Annotated in this window: 13 protein-coding genes; 6 read left to right on the top strand and 7 right to left on the bottom strand. The window is 64.6% G+C overall.

The features are described 5' to 3' along the window. On the bottom strand, positions 1 to 1,116 hold the full coding sequence (cyoA, locus tag AAGA68_16820) for a ubiquinol oxidase subunit II (GenBank protein ID MEM9386725.1): 1,116 nt from the start codon (positions 1,114 to 1,116) through the stop codon (positions 1 to 3). Between the two features lie 190 nt (positions 1,117 to 1,306). Here cyoA and AAGA68_16815 point away from each other — a divergent pair, with 190 nt between their 5' ends. Beyond that, positions 1,307 to 2,587 carry an MFS transporter gene (locus AAGA68_16815; protein ID MEM9386724.1) on the top strand — a complete coding sequence of 427 codons (1,281 nt, stop codon included), beginning with the start codon at positions 1,307 to 1,309 and terminating at the stop codon, positions 2,585 to 2,587. Between the two features lie 44 nt (positions 2,588 to 2,631). Here the strand turns inward: AAGA68_16815 and AAGA68_16810 are convergent, their stop codons facing one another. From AAGA68_16810 to AAGA68_16800, 3 genes are read right to left on the bottom strand one after another with little or no spacing between them, the layout of a single operon-like run. Further along, positions 2,632 to 3,099, bottom strand: a complete 468-nt coding sequence (locus AAGA68_16810; protein MEM9386723.1) for a hypothetical protein — start codon at positions 3,097 to 3,099, stop codon at positions 2,632 to 2,634. Continuing rightward, positions 3,099 to 4,172 carry a siderophore-interacting protein gene (locus AAGA68_16805; GenBank protein ID MEM9386722.1) on the bottom strand — a complete coding sequence of 358 codons (1,074 nt, stop codon included), beginning with the start codon at positions 4,170 to 4,172 and terminating at the stop codon, positions 3,099 to 3,101. Before AAGA68_16805 ends, AAGA68_16810 begins: the two co-directional genes overlap by 1 nt. Positions 4,173 to 4,219: 47 nt before the next feature. Continuing rightward, a complete protein-coding gene (locus tag AAGA68_16800) occupies positions 4,220 to 5,392 on the bottom strand; it encodes a putative manganese transporter (protein ID MEM9386721.1) in 1,173 nt (390 codons plus the stop codon). A 192-nt stretch (positions 5,393 to 5,584) separates the two neighbouring features. Between AAGA68_16800 and AAGA68_16795 the strand changes: the two genes are divergently transcribed. From AAGA68_16795 to AAGA68_16785, 3 genes are all read left to right on the top strand, one after another. After that, the gene (locus AAGA68_16795) at positions 5,585 to 6,361 is read left to right on the top strand and encodes a hypothetical protein (protein MEM9386720.1); all 777 of its coding nucleotides are present in this window, start codon (positions 5,585 to 5,587) and stop codon (positions 6,359 to 6,361) included. A gap of 369 nt (positions 6,362 to 6,730) precedes the next feature. Further along, positions 6,731 to 7,099, top strand: a complete 369-nt coding sequence (locus AAGA68_16790; GenBank protein ID MEM9386719.1) for a hypothetical protein — start codon at positions 6,731 to 6,733, stop codon at positions 7,097 to 7,099. Positions 7,100 to 7,435: 336 nt separating this feature from the next. Beyond that, complete coding sequence (locus AAGA68_16785; protein MEM9386718.1) at positions 7,436 to 7,723, top strand: hypothetical protein; 288 nt, start codon at positions 7,436 to 7,438, stop codon at positions 7,721 to 7,723. 11 nt (positions 7,724 to 7,734) lie between these two features. Here the strand turns inward: AAGA68_16785 and AAGA68_16780 are convergent, their stop codons facing one another. Then, positions 7,735 to 8,751 carry a pyridoxamine 5'-phosphate oxidase family protein gene (locus tag AAGA68_16780; GenBank protein MEM9386717.1) on the bottom strand — a complete coding sequence of 339 codons (1,017 nt, stop codon included), beginning with the start codon at positions 8,749 to 8,751 and terminating at the stop codon, positions 7,735 to 7,737. A gap of 71 nt (positions 8,752 to 8,822) precedes the next feature. Next, a complete protein-coding gene (locus tag AAGA68_16775) occupies positions 8,823 to 12,515 on the bottom strand; it encodes a diguanylate cyclase (GenBank protein ID MEM9386716.1) in 3,693 nt (1,230 codons plus the stop codon). A 286-nt stretch (positions 12,516 to 12,801) separates the two neighbouring features. On the opposite strand from AAGA68_16775, the gene AAGA68_16770 reads away from it, so the two are divergent. Both AAGA68_16770 and AAGA68_16765 read left to right on the top strand, forming a co-directional pair. Continuing rightward, on the top strand, positions 12,802 to 14,535 hold the full coding sequence (locus AAGA68_16770) for an integrin alpha (GenBank protein MEM9386715.1): 1,734 nt from the start codon (positions 12,802 to 12,804) through the stop codon (positions 14,533 to 14,535). 17 nt (positions 14,536 to 14,552) lie between these two features. Then, positions 14,553 to 15,452, top strand: coding sequence for a DUF2785 domain-containing protein (locus AAGA68_16765; protein MEM9386714.1), 900 nt, complete (start codon positions 14,553 to 14,555; stop codon positions 15,450 to 15,452). Between the two features lie 71 nt (positions 15,453 to 15,523). Here the strand turns inward: AAGA68_16765 and AAGA68_16760 are convergent, their stop codons facing one another. Further along, positions 15,524 to 18,934, bottom strand: coding sequence for an AAA family ATPase (locus tag AAGA68_16760; GenBank protein ID MEM9386713.1), 3,411 nt, complete (start codon positions 18,932 to 18,934; stop codon positions 15,524 to 15,526). Between the last annotated feature and the right edge of the window lie 446 nt (positions 18,935 to 19,380).

Below are 19,380 nucleotides of genomic sequence, written 5' to 3'. Positions count from 1 at the left end.
TCAGCGACCCTCTGAGTGCGGAGCCAGGGAAGCGGCTGGCGGTACGGGCGAGGCGAGTGGCGCTGCGATCCAGTCCTCGGGCGCCAAGTCCAGGGCGGCGATGATGTCCTCAGACTCCTGCGGCATGGTCGACTTGAGCATGTAATAGAGCGCGCGCGTGTCTGTGGCGCTGCACATGCCGCGGAACATGTCTCGGTTGTACAGCCCCGCAAGTCCGCCGCCGCCTAGAGCGTCCACCACCATCATGTCGTCCAGGCAGAGGGCATCATCACCAACGCAAAGGTTGACGATGCGTCGCCAGAGGCCCTCTTCCACCTCGGAGTAGTAAGTGACGGGATGATCGACACTCTGGTCTTCGAGGGCCACGAAGGCTTCGCGACCGAGCGCCTCGTCGGCATCTCGCAATACTGTGACCCAGTCGTCGAACGCGTTGTCATCCAGTCCGTGAAACTTAAAGCGCATCTGGGAGAAGCCGGCGCCGCTGTAGTTGGCGGAGAAACCGTCGTAGGTGCCGGGCTCGTTGATGACCGCGTTCAGTTCCGTCTCCATTCCCGCCATTGCGTAGATCTGCCCCGCCAAGGCGGGTATGGCGAACGAGTTCATTACCGTCGTGGACGTGAGCTCAAATTGGATCGGCCGGTCTACGATGGCCGCCGCCTCGTTGACGGAGGCGACCCCGTATTCGGGATAGATGAACAGCCATTTCCAATCTAGGGCGACCACCTGTACGCGCAGGGGTGCCACGCTCTCATCGATCGATTGGGACTCAGATATTCGCGTGAGAGGCTCGTACGGATCCAAGCGGTGCGTGGCAACCCAGGTGAGCCCCGCCAGGCAACTTATGATGGCGAGCGGCACGGACCAGACCACGATCTCCAGGCTTATGGAGTGATCCCAATCGGGTGCATAGCTCGCTCGCTTGTTGGAGTCGCGATAGTGAAAAGCGAAGAACGCCGTCAGCGCCAACACGGGCACGACGACGATGAGCATCAAAATGGTGGAGTAGACGATTAAGTCACCCTGCTGACTCGCGATGTCGCCAGATGGGTCCAGTACGGTGAGCTTACAGCCGCCTAAGAGAAGAGCGGCGAGCAAGACGCTTGACAGTCGCAACAATCGCATGAGCCTTTACCGAAAATCGCACTTGCCTGGTGGCACGTGGTCTGACAACAGAAGTCGCCTTAAGGTCCCGGCAAATCTTTGGCCATGAGCTATGGCGCGCGATAAGCACTCGTGTCCGGTACCAGGTGAAGTATAAGATATTGCGCTGCTGAAAAAACGTCGACTTCGACAGGTTGAGCACACGATGGCGACTCCCGCGACCCCCATGCACACCACCTCCTCGCACACCGCGACTATCGACGAAGTGATTACCACGGTAATCATGGCGCGAGTCACGGATTACTTCGGGTTTTTCGTGTACGCGATCGCCTCCGCGCTTGTGTTTCCGAAGCTCTTTTTTCCCATGTTCGATCCCATCACGGGAACGCTGGTGTCCTTCTCCCTGTTCTCCGTGGCCTTTCTTGCCCGACCGGTGGCCAGTTACCTGGCCCGCTCCGTGGAGCGCAAGGTTGGACGCGCAGCGAAGGTCACCCTGGCGCTGATGATCTTGGGCAGCTCGACGGTGGCGATCGGCTTGCTGCCCGGCTATGCGCAGATCGGTTGGCTCGCGCCCGGATTGCTCGCGGTGCTTCGGGTACTTCAGGGGGTCGGTCTCGGCGGCGCGTGGGATGGCATCACGCTACAACTCCAAAACGCTGCGCCCGCCGGTCGCAAGGGTCTCTACGCCATGGTTCCCCAGCTAGGGGGGCCGATAGGGTTCTGCGTAGCGGGTTCCTTGTTTTATGTGCTGACGGGTTTCCTCACGGAGGAGGAGTTCATCAAGTGGGGCTGGCGCTTTGCCTTCTTCGGCGTCATGGCTGTAAACGTGGTGTCGCTCTTCGCCAAGTTGCGGCTGCTGACCACGGACTTTGGCGCGGACGAGACCATCGCTACTCCGTCCCCGTACTTCGAGACGATTAGAACCCAGTGGCGGCCTATCCTCCTCGCCACCTTCACGCCCCTCGCCAGCTACGCGCTGTTCCACATGGTGACGGTGTTCCCCCTCGGCTACGAAGCGCTCTACTCGGGCGGGCCGATCTCCGACATCTTGCTGCTGGAGCTGATCGGCGGCGCGCTGGCGATCGTGTCAGTCATTCTCTCGGGCATCCTCGCCGATCGCTACGGCGCCCGCTGGGTGCGCTGGGTGAGCACCGCGATGATCCCCATCCTGTGCCTGACGATCGGCACGCTGCGCGAGCACCCTGGGATCTACATCATCTTCGGGTTCGTGTTGCTCGGCTTCTCCCACGGGCAAGCGGGTGCCGTGTCAGCCTCTCGCTTCCCGCCCGAGTACCGATACACGGCGAGTGCGATCGCCATCCACCTGGCGTGGATCGTCGGTGCGGCGTTCGCGCCGTTGGTGGGCCTTGCCTTGACCGTGTCCTTCGGTGTCGGTGCCGCAGCGCTCTACCTCTTGTCCGGTGTGATCGTCACCTGCACTACGCTGTACCTGGTACAAGCGGGGGAGCGCCGGGAGGCAGGCTAGGCTCTCGCGCGTTGCGGATGGGCGTCGGGCGCTCCGCGCTAGCCTTATCCGGCGTTCGGAAGTCGCCCGCCGAGGTAGCCGGCGAGCAGCGCCATCGGGATGCCGATGGGTACCAGACCCTTCAAGCTCGCCTTGGTGTGGTGCCAGATGTCTAGGCGTGGATAGCCTTCGAAGCGCATGAACGGCGGCTTGATCCAGTCGTAGATCACGACGTCGATGATGAACAAATCGTAAAGGCAGAAGAACGCGATGACGCCGTAGGCGATCAGGGTCCGTTGCCAGAAGGTAAGAGGCTCAGCCGGGGTCGCCCACGCGCACGTGAGCGCTGCGCCGCCCACCATCATTAGCGTAATCGAGACGGCAACTGCAGCGGTGATCAGGGGCGGGCCGTGTTCCTTGCCGTGCGTGAGCTCGGCCAGGAAGACGTGGGGGCACAGCACGTAGGTAGCGAGCACCACGAGCGTAATGGCGATACTCGTGAGTACGCCCCCCACCAGGATTGTGCTCAACACTAGAGAAGGCCGCTACTTGCGCGCCGCCAGAATCCAGAGATTCTCAGGGCCTTGGGATCCCAGCCGTCTGCCTTGGCGGTCTCGCGCAGGGCACGCGCGTCATCGCGCTCGCCGGCGAACCACACGCTGGCATCGCGGTGGCGCGACAGCGCTTCGCCGGCGGCATCGATGAGCCGCTCGCCGCGCCGGCGAGAGAGCCAGTGCACCGAGATCCCCGCCGGCGCGACAAGTGGATAGGCGCACGCTTCGCCCTCGACGGCCTCCAGGTAGAGTGCACCAACCGCATGTTCGGGCAAATTCTCGAGTAGGCGCGCCACCGCGGGGAATCCTGTCTCATCGCTCGCCATCAATACGCGATCGGCGTGGAGTAGTCCGCCGCCCGAGGGCCCAACGACGCCCACGACTTCGCGATGACGTTCGCCTGCGAGCAGCTCCTGCGCCCACGCGGTGGTGCGCCCCCCTTGGTGGAGGAAGACATCGGTGACCAGGTGGCCTGCGCTGTGGTCGACAGCCCGCGCCGTGTACACCGGCTTGTGCACGGCACCTGGCCCTTGTGGCCACGTGGTAGTCCCGTTTGCGGCTAGGGCTGGCCACTCGGGTTCGATGCCTTTCGCTGGCTGTAGTAAGCGGAAGTGGATCGAGTCCGTCCCGTAGCTCGAGAGGCTCTCGCCGGAGAGCGTGACGCGCACGAACACCGATCCCACGGCTTGCACGTCGATTACCCGCACGAACTGGAAGTTCGGCGGTAGGCTGCCTTCCACGTCGCCGTCGGACCAGCGCATGGCGTGTGCCACCTCCGGCATCATGCGCTTCATTTGCGAGACTACGGCGTCCTTCATCACGAACAACCGGCGCGCGTCGGTGGCTGCCACCATGCCAGCGGTCGAGGCCGCGTGCCCGGGCCGCAGGCCGATCAACCCATGTGCTGTCTTTACGGTCAGGTTCGGCTCGCGATCTTCGAGTACCTCCAAGCCGCTCGATTGCGCGGTGCTTAAGATCGCCTGGCGAATGGAAGCATAAGGTACGCCTGGCAAATCGGCCTGCGCCTCTAAGGGGAATCGTTCGTCGGTCACTGTAGCGATCTCCTTGTTGTGGGTGTCGGCCGGCGAGGCCCGCTGGTTTAGCGCTCGGCGAGGAAATAGTACCCGTAGGCAACGAGCAGCGCGGGGACGGTTGTGTACAGAGTCGCGAGCACGGAAGCCCGAGGTGCAACGGCCAATGCGGGAAACAGCGCATCGCCGTCGTTAGAGATAGCGTTGCCCAGCTGGGCAGAGAGGGGAATCACGCCCTGCAGGTACAGGGTGGTCGTCAACACTTGCGGGCCACATCCTGGAATGAGGCCGATGGCCACGCCGAGCAGGGGCACCAGGGGGCCGGTCGGCGTGAACAGCGCGGCGAAATCCCAACCGCCCCAGAGCGTGGTCAGATCGAAGCAGAGAAAGGCGATGACCACCCACACGGTCACGAAGCAGCTGTCGACAATCGTCTTCTCCCAGGCGTAGCTGGGGTTTTCGGTGTCCGTCCGGTTGACCATGCTCGAAGGGGAGTTTGGGTTGACGAACCAGAGCAGTACCGAAAGCAGCCCACCCACGGCGCCGAGCGTAACGTCGAGTCCCTTGGTGCCAAGCACTTCATTCACGTCCACTTGGAAGGCGCCGAGTAAGCCGAGGGCGCCCCCCGGGATCAGCAGCGCGAGCCACAGGCGCTGCAAGGGGCCAAGCGGGATAGGCGGTCTCGGGTCGCCGCAAGGTAGCGCGACGGGTGCTTGGACCCGAAGGAACTGATCGCCGTGGATGTTCTCGATGAGCGAGCCGGACACGATACCGACGCAGATCCCGAGCGACACTACCGCGAAGCCAGTGATTGGCTCCTTGGCGATGAGCAGGAACGCTGCATCTCCCATCGTTGAGGTGAGCACGGCGACCACGGCACCGAAGCCTGCGCGTCCGGTGCTGTACTGGGTCATCACCACGATGGCGCCGCCACACCCAGGGAGGGCGCCGAGCAGGGCAGCCACCGGCACCTGGTAACGCCGGTGGTGTTGCAGGAGGGCGCCCGTGTCGAGACGCAGCAAGTGCTCGAGTCCGTAGAACATGGCCAACGTCAGTGCCACGAATACGGTGACCGCTAGGTATGCGGAGGCGAGGCTTTGCAAGAATGCCTCGCGGGTGGCGTCGCCGCCGATCAAGGGGATTAGCAACAGCGAGCACACGATCGCGTAGCGACTCGCGCGCGCGCGCGAGGTGAGCGCCGGCGATATGGCGAGGTAGTTCGTGATCGTGGCGGCGTTCAATGCAGTTCCTTGCGTCCTTACCCGCGCATGCAATTGAGACGGAAAGGGCCGCGGCACACGGGCGAGCTTGCCGATAAGAGACGCCGGCCGCAGGGGTTGACCGCCTCACCTCGACTATTTTACCGTAATGAGAACGATTCGTGTTTCTATTTGGGTAATTACACCCTACCATCCGAGCGAGGAAGTGCAAACATGCCCCCCATCACCCAGCATCCCCTTTCCACCGCCGCGCTGGCTGTTGCTGCGCTGGTGATCGGCGCATCGCCCGCCTCCGCCGAGAACCGAGCCTGCGCCGTGGAGGCCTACGAATTCGCTTGGAGCGGTCAGATCGCCGGCTTCACAGTGACGGGGCGATTCAGCTACGACGCGGCGGCCGCGCCCGCCAACGGGATCGTGCGCGAGGAAGACCTGATCGCCCTGGACGTGTCCTTCTATGATCCCCAGGGCGCGTTGCTGCGTACCTACGAGGACAACCAAGATCCCGAGCTCTACCCCACGGTCAACTTCGCCTTCGACACGCTGACCAAGCAGCTGCTGCAGGACGGAACCTGGGACGTGGACGACGATGGCCGTCGCGCCTTCAACGGCTTCATGATGGGGGTTGGCAACCCGGATCTTCGCAGCGAGCCCGGTAGCCAGATAGGGCTGGCCTTCTGGTCCCGGCCCAAGGACGATTCCACGCCTCACATTCACGTCGATGACTGGGATTTGTCCGCGGAGGTGCCGGGGGCCGGGGAGTTCGGCTTCCCGCTCGGCTTTAGCAGTCACGAAGACGTGGCGTTCCCCTTCCGCACCACGCAAAACCGGGTTGATGACGGCCGCGTTGGTGAGGCGTACTTCGATGCGGATGCTGGCATCAATAACCTGGCGACGGACCTCGATGACACGGGCCGGCGGGTTCGAGTTCGCCCTGCCCAGCGCAGTGGCCTCGATTTACGAGATCGCCTGCGCTGTCGTTTCGGCGACTGACCGACCGGGTTGGGGCGCCTAGGTCCAGGCTTGGAGTGCGCCCTGGCGCGCACGGCCGTGTACATGCTCGGTCGTGCGCGATGGCATCAGCGAGTGAGCGCCGCTTCGCCCAGTACTGCCCCGCCACGCTCGCGTTCCTTTCTGGCTATCGCGTGTGAGCGTCGAGGCAACGCGGTCACCGCGCTAGGGCGGGGGATTGACAGCACCCCAACATAGGCGCGCTTCTTTCGATGCTGTGCAGCCCGGTCGCTGGGGTAGGTTGCCGAGATCGCCGCTGGCGAGCATCAGCGCTTCTCGTGCTCACGCACGAATGGTGTCGGATGATGGCATCATCGTATGCCTCATCACGCACCTCCAGGAGTCTTCCGTATGCCGCAGATCACGCTCGCCTTCTCCGCTGCCCTCGTCGCACTCGGCGTAGGCGCCTGGCTCGCCTCAGGCCAAAGCAGTATCACGGCGATGATCCCGGCCTTCTTCGGCTTACCGCTCGGGCTGGCGGGAGCGCTCGCCTTGCGCGAGGGCTGGCGTAAGCACGCGATGCACGCAGCAGCAACGATCGCCTTGCTCGGAGCCCTGGGCTCGCTTAGTCGCGCGCTTGCGGGCCTTGACTTCAGTGCGCCCCTGCGCCTGGCGACGGTCGTGCAATTGGTCATGGGCGTTAGCCTGATCGTGTTCCTCGTGCTGTGCGTGCGCTCGTTCATCGATGCGCGCAAGGCGCAGCGCGCCGTCGCCGAGTGAACGTGCCGCCGATCGTCGCTGGGCTAGGCGCCGATGGCGACACAGGGCCAGGGATCAGCGACCGATGAGAACTGCCTACGCGCATGGGTAACTTGGTGCCGAATCCAGCGCCGGTGAAGGTCAGCGCACCGCTCGCGGGCGAGTGGCGCGTGCTGAGACCGCCGGGCCTCACCCCTTCGCCATGGACTTCGTGCGCACAGACCACCAGGGACGCATGCACAGGCCGGCACCGGGGATAACGGGCCGGGGGCTATCGATGCGGCGCGCTATTATTGCTGGGATCAACCCGTGTTCGCGCCGCTCTCTCTCTGGCGAGGTGCTGCACGGTGCAAGCGATTGGCCGGATCCTATGCGCACGAGCGCCAGGTGACCGTCGGCGCCCGAGTCGGTCGCATCGGCCTGTCCGGCAACACCACAGCGCCGTACCTGCACTTCAACCTTTTCGATCAAATGGACGACCCGCTAAAGGCTGCCGTCCTGCCTTTCGTCATCGATAGGTTCGCCCAGCGCGAAGCCCGTGGGGCGTGGGAGCGAAGGGAGGCAGCCACGCCGGCCGTCGGTGCCTGGGTGGCGTTCGATGAGCTCGGCCCCGCTCTTGCAAAGCCGGACGCGCCCTGCGCGTAGCGACTCAGCGGCTAGTACATGTTCTTCTTGTAGTCCGACGCTAATCCACGGCGCATGAGGCCCGGCAGGCCCACCATGGCGCGACCCACGCTAGCGCTGAAGCCACGCTCCCGGCTGCGTTTGACGTGATCTCGGAAGATCTCCGCCGCATCGAGTTCAGGCGGGGCCTGCGCCAGCGCATGGGGCCGTGCGCGCAGCAGGGCCGGGCTCTCCCGGTGCTGCATCTTCGTCACCCGCACCCGCGTGATTAGCTTGGGCACCTTGCCCTGCACAGCGAAGGCACAGTGCAGGGTCTCGTGATTGGTAATACGGGCCTTTCCGATTACTTCTATTAGCTTAGTCGTGCCTGGCGCCAGCGCGATCAGCGCAATCTCCGGTTGCTCGATGATGTTGCGGAAGCTGTCGATGCGGCGATTTCCAGGTCGGTCCGGGTAGGACAGGTCGCCTTCGTTGTCGAAGACCAACAATGCGCCGGCGGGATCGCCCTTCGGACTGATGTCCATCTGCCCTTGCGCGCTGCTGGTCGCCAACGCGAGCAGTCGACAGTGGTCGACGGCCAGAAGAGCCTTGGGGCGTGTCGCCGTCCCATCGCTGTGGAACTGCCAGTACTCGGCGCGCAGTAAAGCCTTGGCGCAATGCAGGAAGCACTCCTCGACGCGAAGCTGAAGACGCCCGTCCTCGATTGCGTGCACGTGACCGTTCACGCGCAGCGTTTCGCCCATGCCCGGCACCAGGCAGAGAGAACCAAACGGGCTGCCGACGCGTGCATCCCGTGGCTCGTCGAGTGCGCTCAAGGGGAGGCTGAGCGCTTGCTCTGCCTCGTCTACGAGAAAGCCCGGCGCGTCGCCAGCGAGCGTGATCGACGGCTTGCCGTGGTGGGCGAAGCTCAGGAATGCCAGGGTGGAGAATCCAAGCCAGCGGCGCGCATGATCGTCCAGATAATCGAGTACCTTTAGGTCGCGTGCGCCCGGTGGGCTGCCGACGAGCAGCTGTACGGCTTCTAGGTCGGTCAGGTGAGAGTCACTCATCGGCTGGCTCCATAGCCACCACTAACGCTAGCGCACCATATCGCAAATGAGAACCATTTGCGATATGGTGATTACGGTGGCTCTGCGCCCGTGGCAGATGAGTTAATCTGCGCTATCTGCCGGGTGCGCAGCAGATCATCGAGTCGCCCGAGGATATCCTCGTAGACATTCTGCGGGTGTTGTACATCGCGTGCGAATATCGCCACCCACCGGTCGCGCCCTTCGCGCTTCGCTCTGTAGAGCGCTCGGTCCGCAACGCTGAGCGTCTGCTCCCAGCTCATGCAGTCGAAGTCACTCGCGACGAACGGGAACAGGCACATACCGATCGAACAGGTCTTGTGCAGCGTCTGCCCATCGTGCACCTTGAACTCATGCGACTCGATGGCGCGTCGAAGGCGTTCCGCAAGGCCCATCAGCTGGGTCTCACTCGTGATCCGCGCCACGATCAGAAACTCCTCACCCCCGATGCGTACGGCCCAGTCCATATCGCGACAGGTGGACTGCAAGCGCTCCGCCATCTGCACTAATACCGCATCGCCCGCGTCGTGACCGTAGCTGTCGTTTAGCGCTTTGAAGTGATCGATGTCGATCAGCAGCGCACCGAGTCGCTCCGGGCTTCCCTCGCGAACGAGTCGGCGCAGGCGGCTAATCTCGCTCGGCATGAGTCCGTCCAGGAAGCGGCGGTTGCGAAGGCCCGTGAGCTGGTCGGTCAGGCTGATACGTTCGATCTCCGCCTTGGCGCTGTTGAGCTTCATGTGGGCTCGGGCGTTGTGTATGGCGACGGCCGCGTAGGAGGCGATCGTCTTTAGCATCTCCAGCGCGTTCTCGTCGTAGGCAGCCTTCTCGTAGCTCTGCAGGTTGAGCAATCCCACCACGTTCTCGTCGACGAGCAGGGGACAGTAGACGAGAGACTGCACGTGCTCCGACAGCCACGTAGGGTCGAGCAGGCGCGAATCGCTGGCCACGGTCGCCACACTGTCGATGTTGATCAGTGTCTCGTTGTTAATGCACCAGGTGGCCATGCTGCCGCTGTCGGCGAGGGAGGGCTGAAGATCCTCGACTCGCTCGCCATCTTGGTAACGCAGCGTGCTTTCGATGCGCTGGGAGCCCTCGCTCAGCAGTCCGATCGTGAAGACCGAGTTGTCCACGAAGCGACCCGTGTGCTCGTAGACCGAGTCGAGCACACGGTTCAGATCGAGCGACGCGGTGATGTCTTGACCGGCCTCTGCGAGCTGACGGATGTTCTCCGTTCGCTCGCCAACGAGTTTGTCCAGGGCTTGCTTCTGTCGCTTGAGGGTGTTCACACGCCATTTGTAGAGCCGGTATAGGGTCAACACGGAGGCGATCAACACCATACCCAGAAACCAAGCGGTTTCGTACCAGCTTGGGAGCTGGCGGACCCTAAGGGCGATGGCGTTCGCGCTCGAATTGCCGGAGTTGTCCGTGGCTCTGATGCGAAGCGTATAGTCGCCCGGTGCAAGCCTCGAGTAGCTGGCTCGTCGGTTGCGTGCGTCCGTGGCTACCCAATCGCCGTCGTAGCCATCCAGCTTGTACTCGTACCGGTAGTCCGCAGAGCCCGAATAGTCCAAGGCTGCGAACTCGACGAAAAAGCCGCGTGATGCCGGCGCAAGTTCGAGCGGGTCCATGCGAGCCATAGGGACATGGCGCGTGCCCACTTGGCTGCGCGTGATCGCGAGCGTTGGTGCGTACTGGCGCTGCTCGTAGAGCGCTGGGTTGACCATCAGCAGACCGCGCGTGCCGCCGAATAGGAGGGTTCCGTCGCTCAGCTGCGCGTTGCTGCCGATCCACTGATTGCCCACATCCCAACCGGCGCTGCGCGGTACTCGCGTGTAGCTCCAGTCAGCGGGGTCGATGAGGTTGGCTTGGGCCCAGATTCGCCCGAGCCCATCCTCTTCCAACGCCTCTCCCAAGGCACCTTGGGGCAGACCGAGCTTATCGTTGACCGACGAAAAGCGCGCCACCTGCCCGTCCCAGCTGTCGAGTAGATCCAGGCCCTGGGAGGTGGCCAACCACAGGCGGTTCTTCGAGTCGACGAGCAGATCGGCGATGAAGTTGTCCGACAGTGGGTGAGCGGGATCGGACTGGACGGCCACCAAATGCGTTGTGCCCGCTGGCACCACGAACAACCCGCTGTTCGTGCCCACCCACAGGTCGCCGTTGTATGCCTGAATCGTCTCCACAACTTTGTCAAAGGTATTGGATGGCTGACCGTCGAGGGTCACGGGGGTGAGGACATCGTGGCGCACGTCCATTCGTGTCAGACCTGCGTCCGTGCCCACCCACAGCGTGCTCTCGTCTTGCAGGAACAAGGCCCTAACAGCGTTGTCGGTGAGCCCTTGTTCCTCGGTGAATTGGGTGAACTGATCGCTGCTCTGGTTAAAGCGGTAGAGTCCGGTTTGATTGGTGGCCACCCAGATATCGCCATTCGCAAGCTGCTCAAACGCGTGGATGTAGCCGTTCTGAAGGGTGCCTGGGACCCCCGGTGTGGGTTCGAAGGTACGGACCAACCCTGCGCCAGGGCGTACCACCTGAATGCCCTTCGACGGCCCCCCTAGCCATACATCACCGTTATGCATCTCCTTGGCCGAACGAATGTCCGAGTTCGCCAGTGCGCTGGCCCCGAAGGGGTTTTGCTTGAGGGCCTTGAAGGCTCGATTCGCGGGGTTGAACCGGTTCATGCCACCGCCCCAGGTGCCTATCCATACCAGTCCGGCGTCGTCCACGAGAATCGCGCTGACGTCATTCAGGGACAGGCCGCTGGTGTTCGTCGGCTGGTGGGCGATGTGCGTCTTGACCTCGAGCGTGTTGGCATCGATCACGGCGATACCGCCGCCCGCCGTCGCAGCCCAGACCTCGCCCTCGACCAACCTGGTCTCGTCTACCCACGGGTGGTCGAGCTTGTTGGGAGCCTCTTCATCCACCTCTATCCAGCGCACCTCGTTGGCGTCGAAGGTGAGCACGGCGAGGCCCTGGTCGGTGGTCGAGATCCACGCTTCCCCGTCGCGAAGTATGTCGATGTTGAAGGTGTTTTTGTCTGCTAGGGCTGCGATCTGCTCGCCGCGCAGCTCTGGGGTGGAGAGCGATTGCTCGCGCAAATCGATCCGACAGACGCCGTTCGAAGAGCCGATCAGCGCTAGCGTATCGTCGAGGGCGAGGGCGGTGAGCTTGCCTTTGGCCAGCAAGTCGGCGCAGCCCGCCACGCGCCCGAGCGGCTCCATCCGCTGGTCGGCTCGTGAGAAGAGGCTAACGCCTGCGCGTGAGGCGATGAGGATGTGCTGCTCGTTGCCGGTGATGGCCCGAACGTCGTTGCCCACCAGCGAGGAGGGATCCGCAGGATCGTGCTGTAGGCGCTCGAAGGCATCCATTTGCGGGTCGTAGATCGATACGCCGTCGGAGTAGGTGCCGATCCACATCCTTCGCTCGGTGAGGTGGATCGCTTGAACGTAGTTCCCCGAAATGCTGTGGGGATCGTTCTCGTCAAAGACGTAGGGTAGGAACTCATAGCCATCGAAGCGGATGAGGCCCCCTTGGGTGGCGAGCCAAATGAAGCCGGCAGCATCCTGGCGTATCCCCATCACGATATCGGCGCTGATCGCTTCGAGTTCGCCGAAGGACTCGAAGTAGCGGTCGCCCATGTCGAAAAGGCTGCTGGCGGCAGCTGCAGACACGAAGCTGCCCAGCGCCAGCAATGCGGCGACAAAGGCCATTGACCGTATGGATCGCGCCGTCGTTAGGGTGAGCATCGGCACCTATCGCTCCAGGCGCGTACGAAGACCTGAGAATAAGAAAATGTGTGGCCGGCGCCAACGCCCGCGGGACGAGAGTATGCGCTGCGTCATCAGCGTCGCTAGGGCGCTGCGACCCGTGCGAAGCGAGTTGTTCGCCAGGAACCTCCGTCGGTTTGGCGTAGCGAGGATAGCCGATCAGCGGCCCCAAGACGCAGCGTGTGGCCTGGCTGAACTCTTTGCCGCGGCGGCGTTCCATAGTAAATCTGAGGCGGCCGTAACGTGAGCACAGGAGCAGCACAGCATGGAAGGGACTCTCGGCCTGGAACGCGCGGTGCGCCGCGCGACGCGCGCAAGGCGCTATCTCGCCCCGACGCTCCCCTTGGGGCTCGCCCTTTGCTGCACCAGCGCCATGGCCCTCGACCCCTTGCCCGTGGAGGCACCGCTCACCGCCTTGCGTCCTGATTTCGGCGGCGATGGCAGCAACGGGGTGGTCTACGACGGCGATCGCGACCCAGAGTTTCCGAGCGACGATGGTTACGATGCCATCGGCGTCTCGGTCACCAACATCGGCGACTTCAACGGCGATGGCCTCGATGACATCTACATCGGCGACAGCACCAACGTTGGCAACTACGGCGCCCCCGCCGGCCGCGGGTTTCTGATCTTCGGCCGCACCGGCGGGTTCGATCCGCTGGTTCGCTTGCCGGACGACGTCGGCAACGGCGTGCTGCTGCGCACCCGCCAGCGGATCAACTACGCGGGTGAGTCTCAGCGCGTCGGCGACGTCAACGGAGATGGTTTTGCTGACGTGCTGATTGGCGCCAGGAACTTCATCGGCGCCGGGTCCGCCTACCTGCTGTTCGGCCAGTCCAATCCTCGCCCGGTCATCACCCTCGACGACGTCGCCGAGAATCCCGGCACCGGCGCACGCTTCATCGGCGTCAACGACGGCGACAGCACAGGTCAGGATGTGGCTGGCGCCTGCGATCTCAACGGTGATGGCCTCGACGACATGCTCATCGGCGCCAGCGGTGCGGACCCCGACGGCCGCAACGCCGCAGGCGTGGTCTATGTGGTGTATGGGAGCTCGGACTTTCCGCCGGCAGTCAATCTCGCGTCGCTGCTTCCCCAGGCGGGCGGGGATGGCAGCGCGGGTTTCGTGGTGAAGGGTGCGGCACCGGCCAACTTCGCCGGCGACATCGGCGACGAGATCGCCTGTGCTGACATCAACGCGGACGGCCTGCCCGATCTGCTGCTCACGCCCTTCGTCCTGTACGGGCGCAACACGGCCTTCCCGCCGGTGATCGATCTTGCCAACCTGCTCCCCGAGAACGGCGGCAACGGCAGGGCGGGCTTCGTCGTGACGGTCGAGCGCCCGCAGGGGGTGTCGCGCGTGCAAGGCGCGGGCGACATGAATGGCGACGGCCGCAGCGACATGGTTGTCGACCTGGCGCCGATCGGCATCGACGGGATTGGCGCGCGAGAGGCCGTCGTGTTGTACGGCAGCTCAGCGCCACGGCCGGCCCGCGTGCGCCTGGATCGATTGAGGCCAGCGCTCGGTGGTGACGGCACCGACGGGTTCTTCCTGCGCGCCGAGGTTTCCAATCCTCAGGGGTTCGTTAGGGACCGGGTGGCAAGCGCCGGCGACTTCGACGGCGACGGTATCGATGACCTGCTCATCGGTCACCCGGACATCGACGCCAACGGGGTGCAGCGAGATGGCGTTGTCGCGGAAGGTGTCACGTACCTGCTCTACGGTCGCTCTGGCGGCTTTCCTGCCCAAGTGGATCTGACGGATTTGCGCGTGGCGAACGGCGGCGACGGCACTGAAGGCATCGTGTTTCGCGGGGAGTCGCTCACCCTCACAGAGAACCCGGGGCGCATGGGTGAGGCGGTGTCCTCGGCGGGGGATCTGAACGGCGATGGCTACGATGACGTCTTGCTAGGCGCGCCGCACTCGCCGCGCTTCTTGAATCCCGCTGGGGGTGGGGCCTACGTAGTCTTTGGCCGACCGCGTCCCGTGCCGGCGCCTTGATCAGGGGGCAGGAATACATGATAGGTCGCTCGTTCGCGCCTTTGGCAACATGGGGCGTCTCGCTAGCGCTTCTGCTCACTGGCGTGTCTGGCCTGGCCCAGGCGACGCAGGTGCCGACCGATCGCGCCGAGCTCGAGGCCTGGCGGGTTGGGGAGTTTCAGACCGACGATCCTAACGCGAGCCTCATGCTGCTCGCTCGCTTGATGCAGGACGTCGACCCCTTTCTCCGCGACGAAATCGGGTTCACCGGGCTGTCCGCCATTCTCAGGCGTGGGGATGGGGATCGAGCCACCGCGCGCCAGCTGATCGATCTATTCACCGCGCGCTTGCAGGAGCCTGATCCGGCAGGCGTTCGACGGTCCTTCGCAATCCTAGGGCTGTCGGAGCTGGCACGCGTCGATCGTCTACACCAGTTCCTGAGCGACGAGGAGTTCTCGGGACTTGTGTCCACTGCCTCCCAGAGCCTGCGGGAAGTGCGCGATTATCGCGGCTACGATCCGGACGTTGGATGGCGCCACGCGATCGCCCACAGCAGTGACTTCGCGCTGCAGCTCGTGCTCAACGACAGGACCGATGCCGATCAACATGCGGTGCTGCGGGCTGCCGTCGCGGCCCAAGTCGCCCCCGCCGCCCCATATGTGCACGGCGAGTCCCAGCGACTCGCTCGGCCCATTCTCTACATGGCACTGCATGAACGTGCGTCCGCGTCGACCTGGCAGCGTTGGTTCGAGGAATTGGCACAGGCGAACGCCGATGTATTTGACGGGGCCACGACAACCCTCGAACGCTTGGCCGCGAGGCACAACCTGCGACGGTTCCTGCTGGAGGTATACGGGACGGCGCAGAGCAGTGATCGAGAGGCACTCCAGCCGCTGGCCGATGAAGCGCTCGCCTTGCTGCGTCGCCTCGGGGGCTGATCGATTTGGTGCGCCAGGGTGCGCGGCCGAGCTCCCACGAACCACCCCGCGCACGAGCGATCTCGTACCGCTTACATGATGTCGAAGTGACCGTCCAGCACCCGATCCAAACGCCCCGTACGCCACCCGCGCGCATCGCGCACTAGTGGTGAGGGTTGCTCTCGATAGCGCCGAACGATATCCATAGGTTTAGCGCTCGCGTCGCTCAGCAGCTGCCGTGCGCTCTCGAGCCAGGCCGCGCGCGAGGGCGCGGGCGCCACCGGTTGGGGCGTGACCGTCACTCTCACCACGAGCCTCGTGCGACGTTCCTGCAGGGGAATCTCCCACACGTGCAGGCCCGATTCGCCGCGCAGCAAGCTGTACGCGCCGAAGCCGCTGACGGCGGCGTGCTGTTCGCGCGCGCTACCAGTCTCGGCGCGTGGCTCTAGCACCTCGTACTTCATGCGCCGGTGCGATGCCCACTGCTCGTACATGCGACACACGGCCGCGTAGCAATGCTCGGGATCCGTTGCTAGCGCCTGCCCAGCCTCGCCGGCGGAGACGGCGATGAAGGCGTGGATCGGACGCTCGCCGTTGAGGTCTTCCAGCGCCGCGCCCAGCAGGTGCAGCTTTTGCGCGATATCAGCGTGCAGACGAGCGCTCGCCGCGCCGTTGGTCCTTCGCTGGAGCAGGGAGTGCAGGGCGCGCCAGCCCGACTCGAGACGATCCATCAGTTCCATACGACTGAGGGACTGATGGCGCTCCGGCGACTCCCAGAAGGCGGGTTCGTTGATCCTCGCCAGCAGTGCACTCTTCTGACTCTCCCAGCGCTCGCCTTCCAGCGTCTGGGCCAGGGTGGCGATCTGTGCGCTTAGGTAAGCGCGCTCGGCGGCATTTCCTGTCCCATCGAGCATGACTTGGCCGAGGGACAGATCCGCCGATGCCGATCCGGCCGACTCGAGGCTGGCGGCGGCGGGGGGTGACTTCGCGATGTCGGGCAGGTCAGGGTCGACGAACTCGACGCGGATGCCGTGCTGGTCGCCGCGCACGAAGAGGAACTGATCGCCCTCGGGGAACTGCTGGCGCACGATGGTCATCGACAGGGGTGCCAGCACGTAGTGATCGATGGCACGGCGCAAGGGGCGCGCGCCCAGGTCAGGGCTGAAGCCCTTCGCCAGGAGGAAGTCGACGGCTGAGTCTTCCCACTCCACGGCCCACTCGCGGTTGCGCAAGCCTCGCCGCTGCAACACATCGTGCAGTTCCCTCTGCAGGATGCGGCGCATTTGCGGGCGCGTGAAGGGCTGGAACACGACCACGCGATCGAGGCGGTTGACGAACTCCTTGCGGAAGGTGTTACCGATCGCCGTGCGCACGTCGCGGGGATCGAAGCCGCCCGCGTCCTCGCCCGTGAAGCCGATGCCCGCGTTGGAGCTGATCGTCGCGCCGACGTTGGAGGTGAGGATGATGATGCAGTGCCGGAAGTCGGCCACGTTGCCCACCGCGTCGGTCAGGCGGCCATCGTCGAAGACCTGCAGGAACAGGTCCCACACGGTGCGGTCCGCCTTCTCGAACTCATCGAGCAGGATGACGGAGAAGGGCTGGCGTCGCACCTGGTCGACGAGCGACTGCTGCTGCCCCGTCTCGTAGCGCGCGCCCAGGAGCTTGGCCGGGGCCTCGCCCCCGCGGTACTCGCTCATGTCGAGGCGGATCATGCGATCGACGTTGCCGAACAGGAGCTCAGCCAGGGTCTTGGCGATCTCCGTCTTGCCGGTGCCCGTGGGGCCAGCGAACAGGAACACGCCCGCGGGCCGACCGGCGTCGGTCAGTCCCGCCTTGATCATGGCGATGCGTTCCACAAGGCAGTCGATGGCTTCCTGCTGGCCGATGATGCGCTCGGCGAAGCCGTGGGCGATGGCGTCGATGTCCAGGCGCTGCTGCTCGTCGAGAAGGGCTTCGGGTAGGCCGCTCACCTCGCCCAGGGTGGCGAGTAGATCTTGTCGACCCAGGGGTTTGGCTGCGGTGTTGTCCGTGGCGCGTCGGCGGTCACGCTCCACGGCCATCTTCACCAGCTCCATCGCGGCTCCCGGCAGCTTCAGGTGCGAGATGTAGCTGCGCGCGAGGGCGATGGCCTCGCCGGTAAGCTGGGCCACGGCGCCGTCGCCGCTGTCGCGCATCGACGGTAGGGAGTTGAGGTAGGCGCTTACCAGGGCCGTGGTCTCACGATCCGTGGCGGGGTCCACCATGAGGGCCTCGAGGGCCGTCGGCAGCGCTGGCCTCTGCTTTAGCAGCTGCTGCCAAGCGCGCGTGCCCGTCTCGCCGACGAGGAACACCGTGCCCTGCTCCAGGGCGGGCAGCAGCGCGTCGAGCACGCCTTGGGGGTGGTTGCGGTAGGTGCCGGCGGAGCTCAGTTCGTGCATGCGGTCGACGAACAAAGCCACCCGCGCACGCACGGTGGCCTTCTCGACGACCCGCTGCACCACGCCTTCGATCTGACCGATGTAGGACTTGTCCGCTACCAGGCGGTTGGCGGTGAATTCCACCACCGTCCAGCCATCGGCGATGAGCGCGCTGGCCAACAGCTCGCGCACGGCACTCTTGCCGACGGCCGTGTCGCCGACCAACACCACCGAGGCGGGTGGATCGCGTTGAAGTCGAGCGCTCACCATCTCCAGATACTTCGCCGAGCGGGGATCGGCGATGGGTGGCGCCTCGGCGGGTAGCGTCGGTCCCGGGCGTCGCACGCGGCCGATTGTGGTCAGGAAGTCCACGTCGACCGTGCTGGCGAGGGCCTCGTCCACCTCGACGGCAAGGGTGCTGACGGCTGGGTTCGACAGTTGCTTGAGCAGTTCGCGCAGCTTCTCCAGGCGCTTGCGGGGGATACGCGGGAGTTCGCTGCCGAAGGTGCACGGGACGCCCGCGGCGTCGAGCTCGCGCAACATGCCGTTCAGCAGCGCGTGCATGCGCACGTTGTCGGTCCACCAGGATCGCACGCGGGCGAAGACGAGGCCGATGGCGCGCTCGGGTGCGTGGGCTTGGACGTAGCGGCTGCCGAAGTACATGGGCCAGGCCCCCATCCCTTGGAGCACGTCGGGCATGTCGTCAAGGGCCTTCGCGCCCTCGGCGTGGGTGCGCAGCACCTCAAGGGCTGCGCATGCCACCAGCCAGTTGGCGCCGCCGGCGTACTCGACCAGCGTCTCTACGGACACTGCGCCATCGCGTAGCAGGGCGACCGCCTTACGGAAATCTTCGTCCTCGAGTAGGTCGTTCGGTCTCGCTAGCTCGTCCGCGCGAGGTTCGAGGTCCTCGGCCAGCTTGTGCAGGGCTGCGGCGTTGAACGACGGGGTCTCGGGCTTAGTCGTGTGCTCGCCGTCGGGCGTAGACGGCTGTTCGTCGGGTTGCGTAGACGCCGGCTCGTCCGCCTTCGCGGCGAGGAGCCGGGAGACGAGCAAGGTCATGGCGGCACCGAGCAGGGCACCGAACAAAAGGGGGAGCGCGATTTCCATGGCGCGCACCTTAGAAGATCTGCCTGCGAGCTGCCAGGTTGGCGGCGGGATTTCGGCGCGCGCGGGTGGGGTTGGCGCCGCGTCGGGACGACGATCCAGTGGAAATCAGGTATCTTGCGCCGAGCTTCCAACGAGTGGAGTAGGGCCAACTCGAGAGAACGGTCGCCACGACGTTCGACCCGAACAGTCGCCAGCGCACGCTAAGGCCGCTGCTGCGGGGCAACGGCGCGATTGCGCCCTCGCTGAGTGCCACTCAATACGTCGACGCAACCTCGAACGACAGGTTTGAGGCCGAGTGCCCCCGCCTATGTACATCGCTCGGCGGCACCGTGCATCTCGATCCGCCCGATCTGGCGGCAAACCGCGACATGCTTCCCGCACCCGCCGCCACGCTGCCCCTCAACCACATGACCTTGCGCACAGGCCTACTTGACGGTCCCGAGATG

The organism is Pseudomonadota bacterium (assembly GCA_039193195.1).
In the GTDB taxonomy this organism is placed as follows: Bacteria; Pseudomonadota; Gammaproteobacteria; order Steroidobacterales; family JBCBZW01; genus JBCBZW01.
This window is presented reverse-complemented; position numbering and strand designations above follow the sequence as displayed.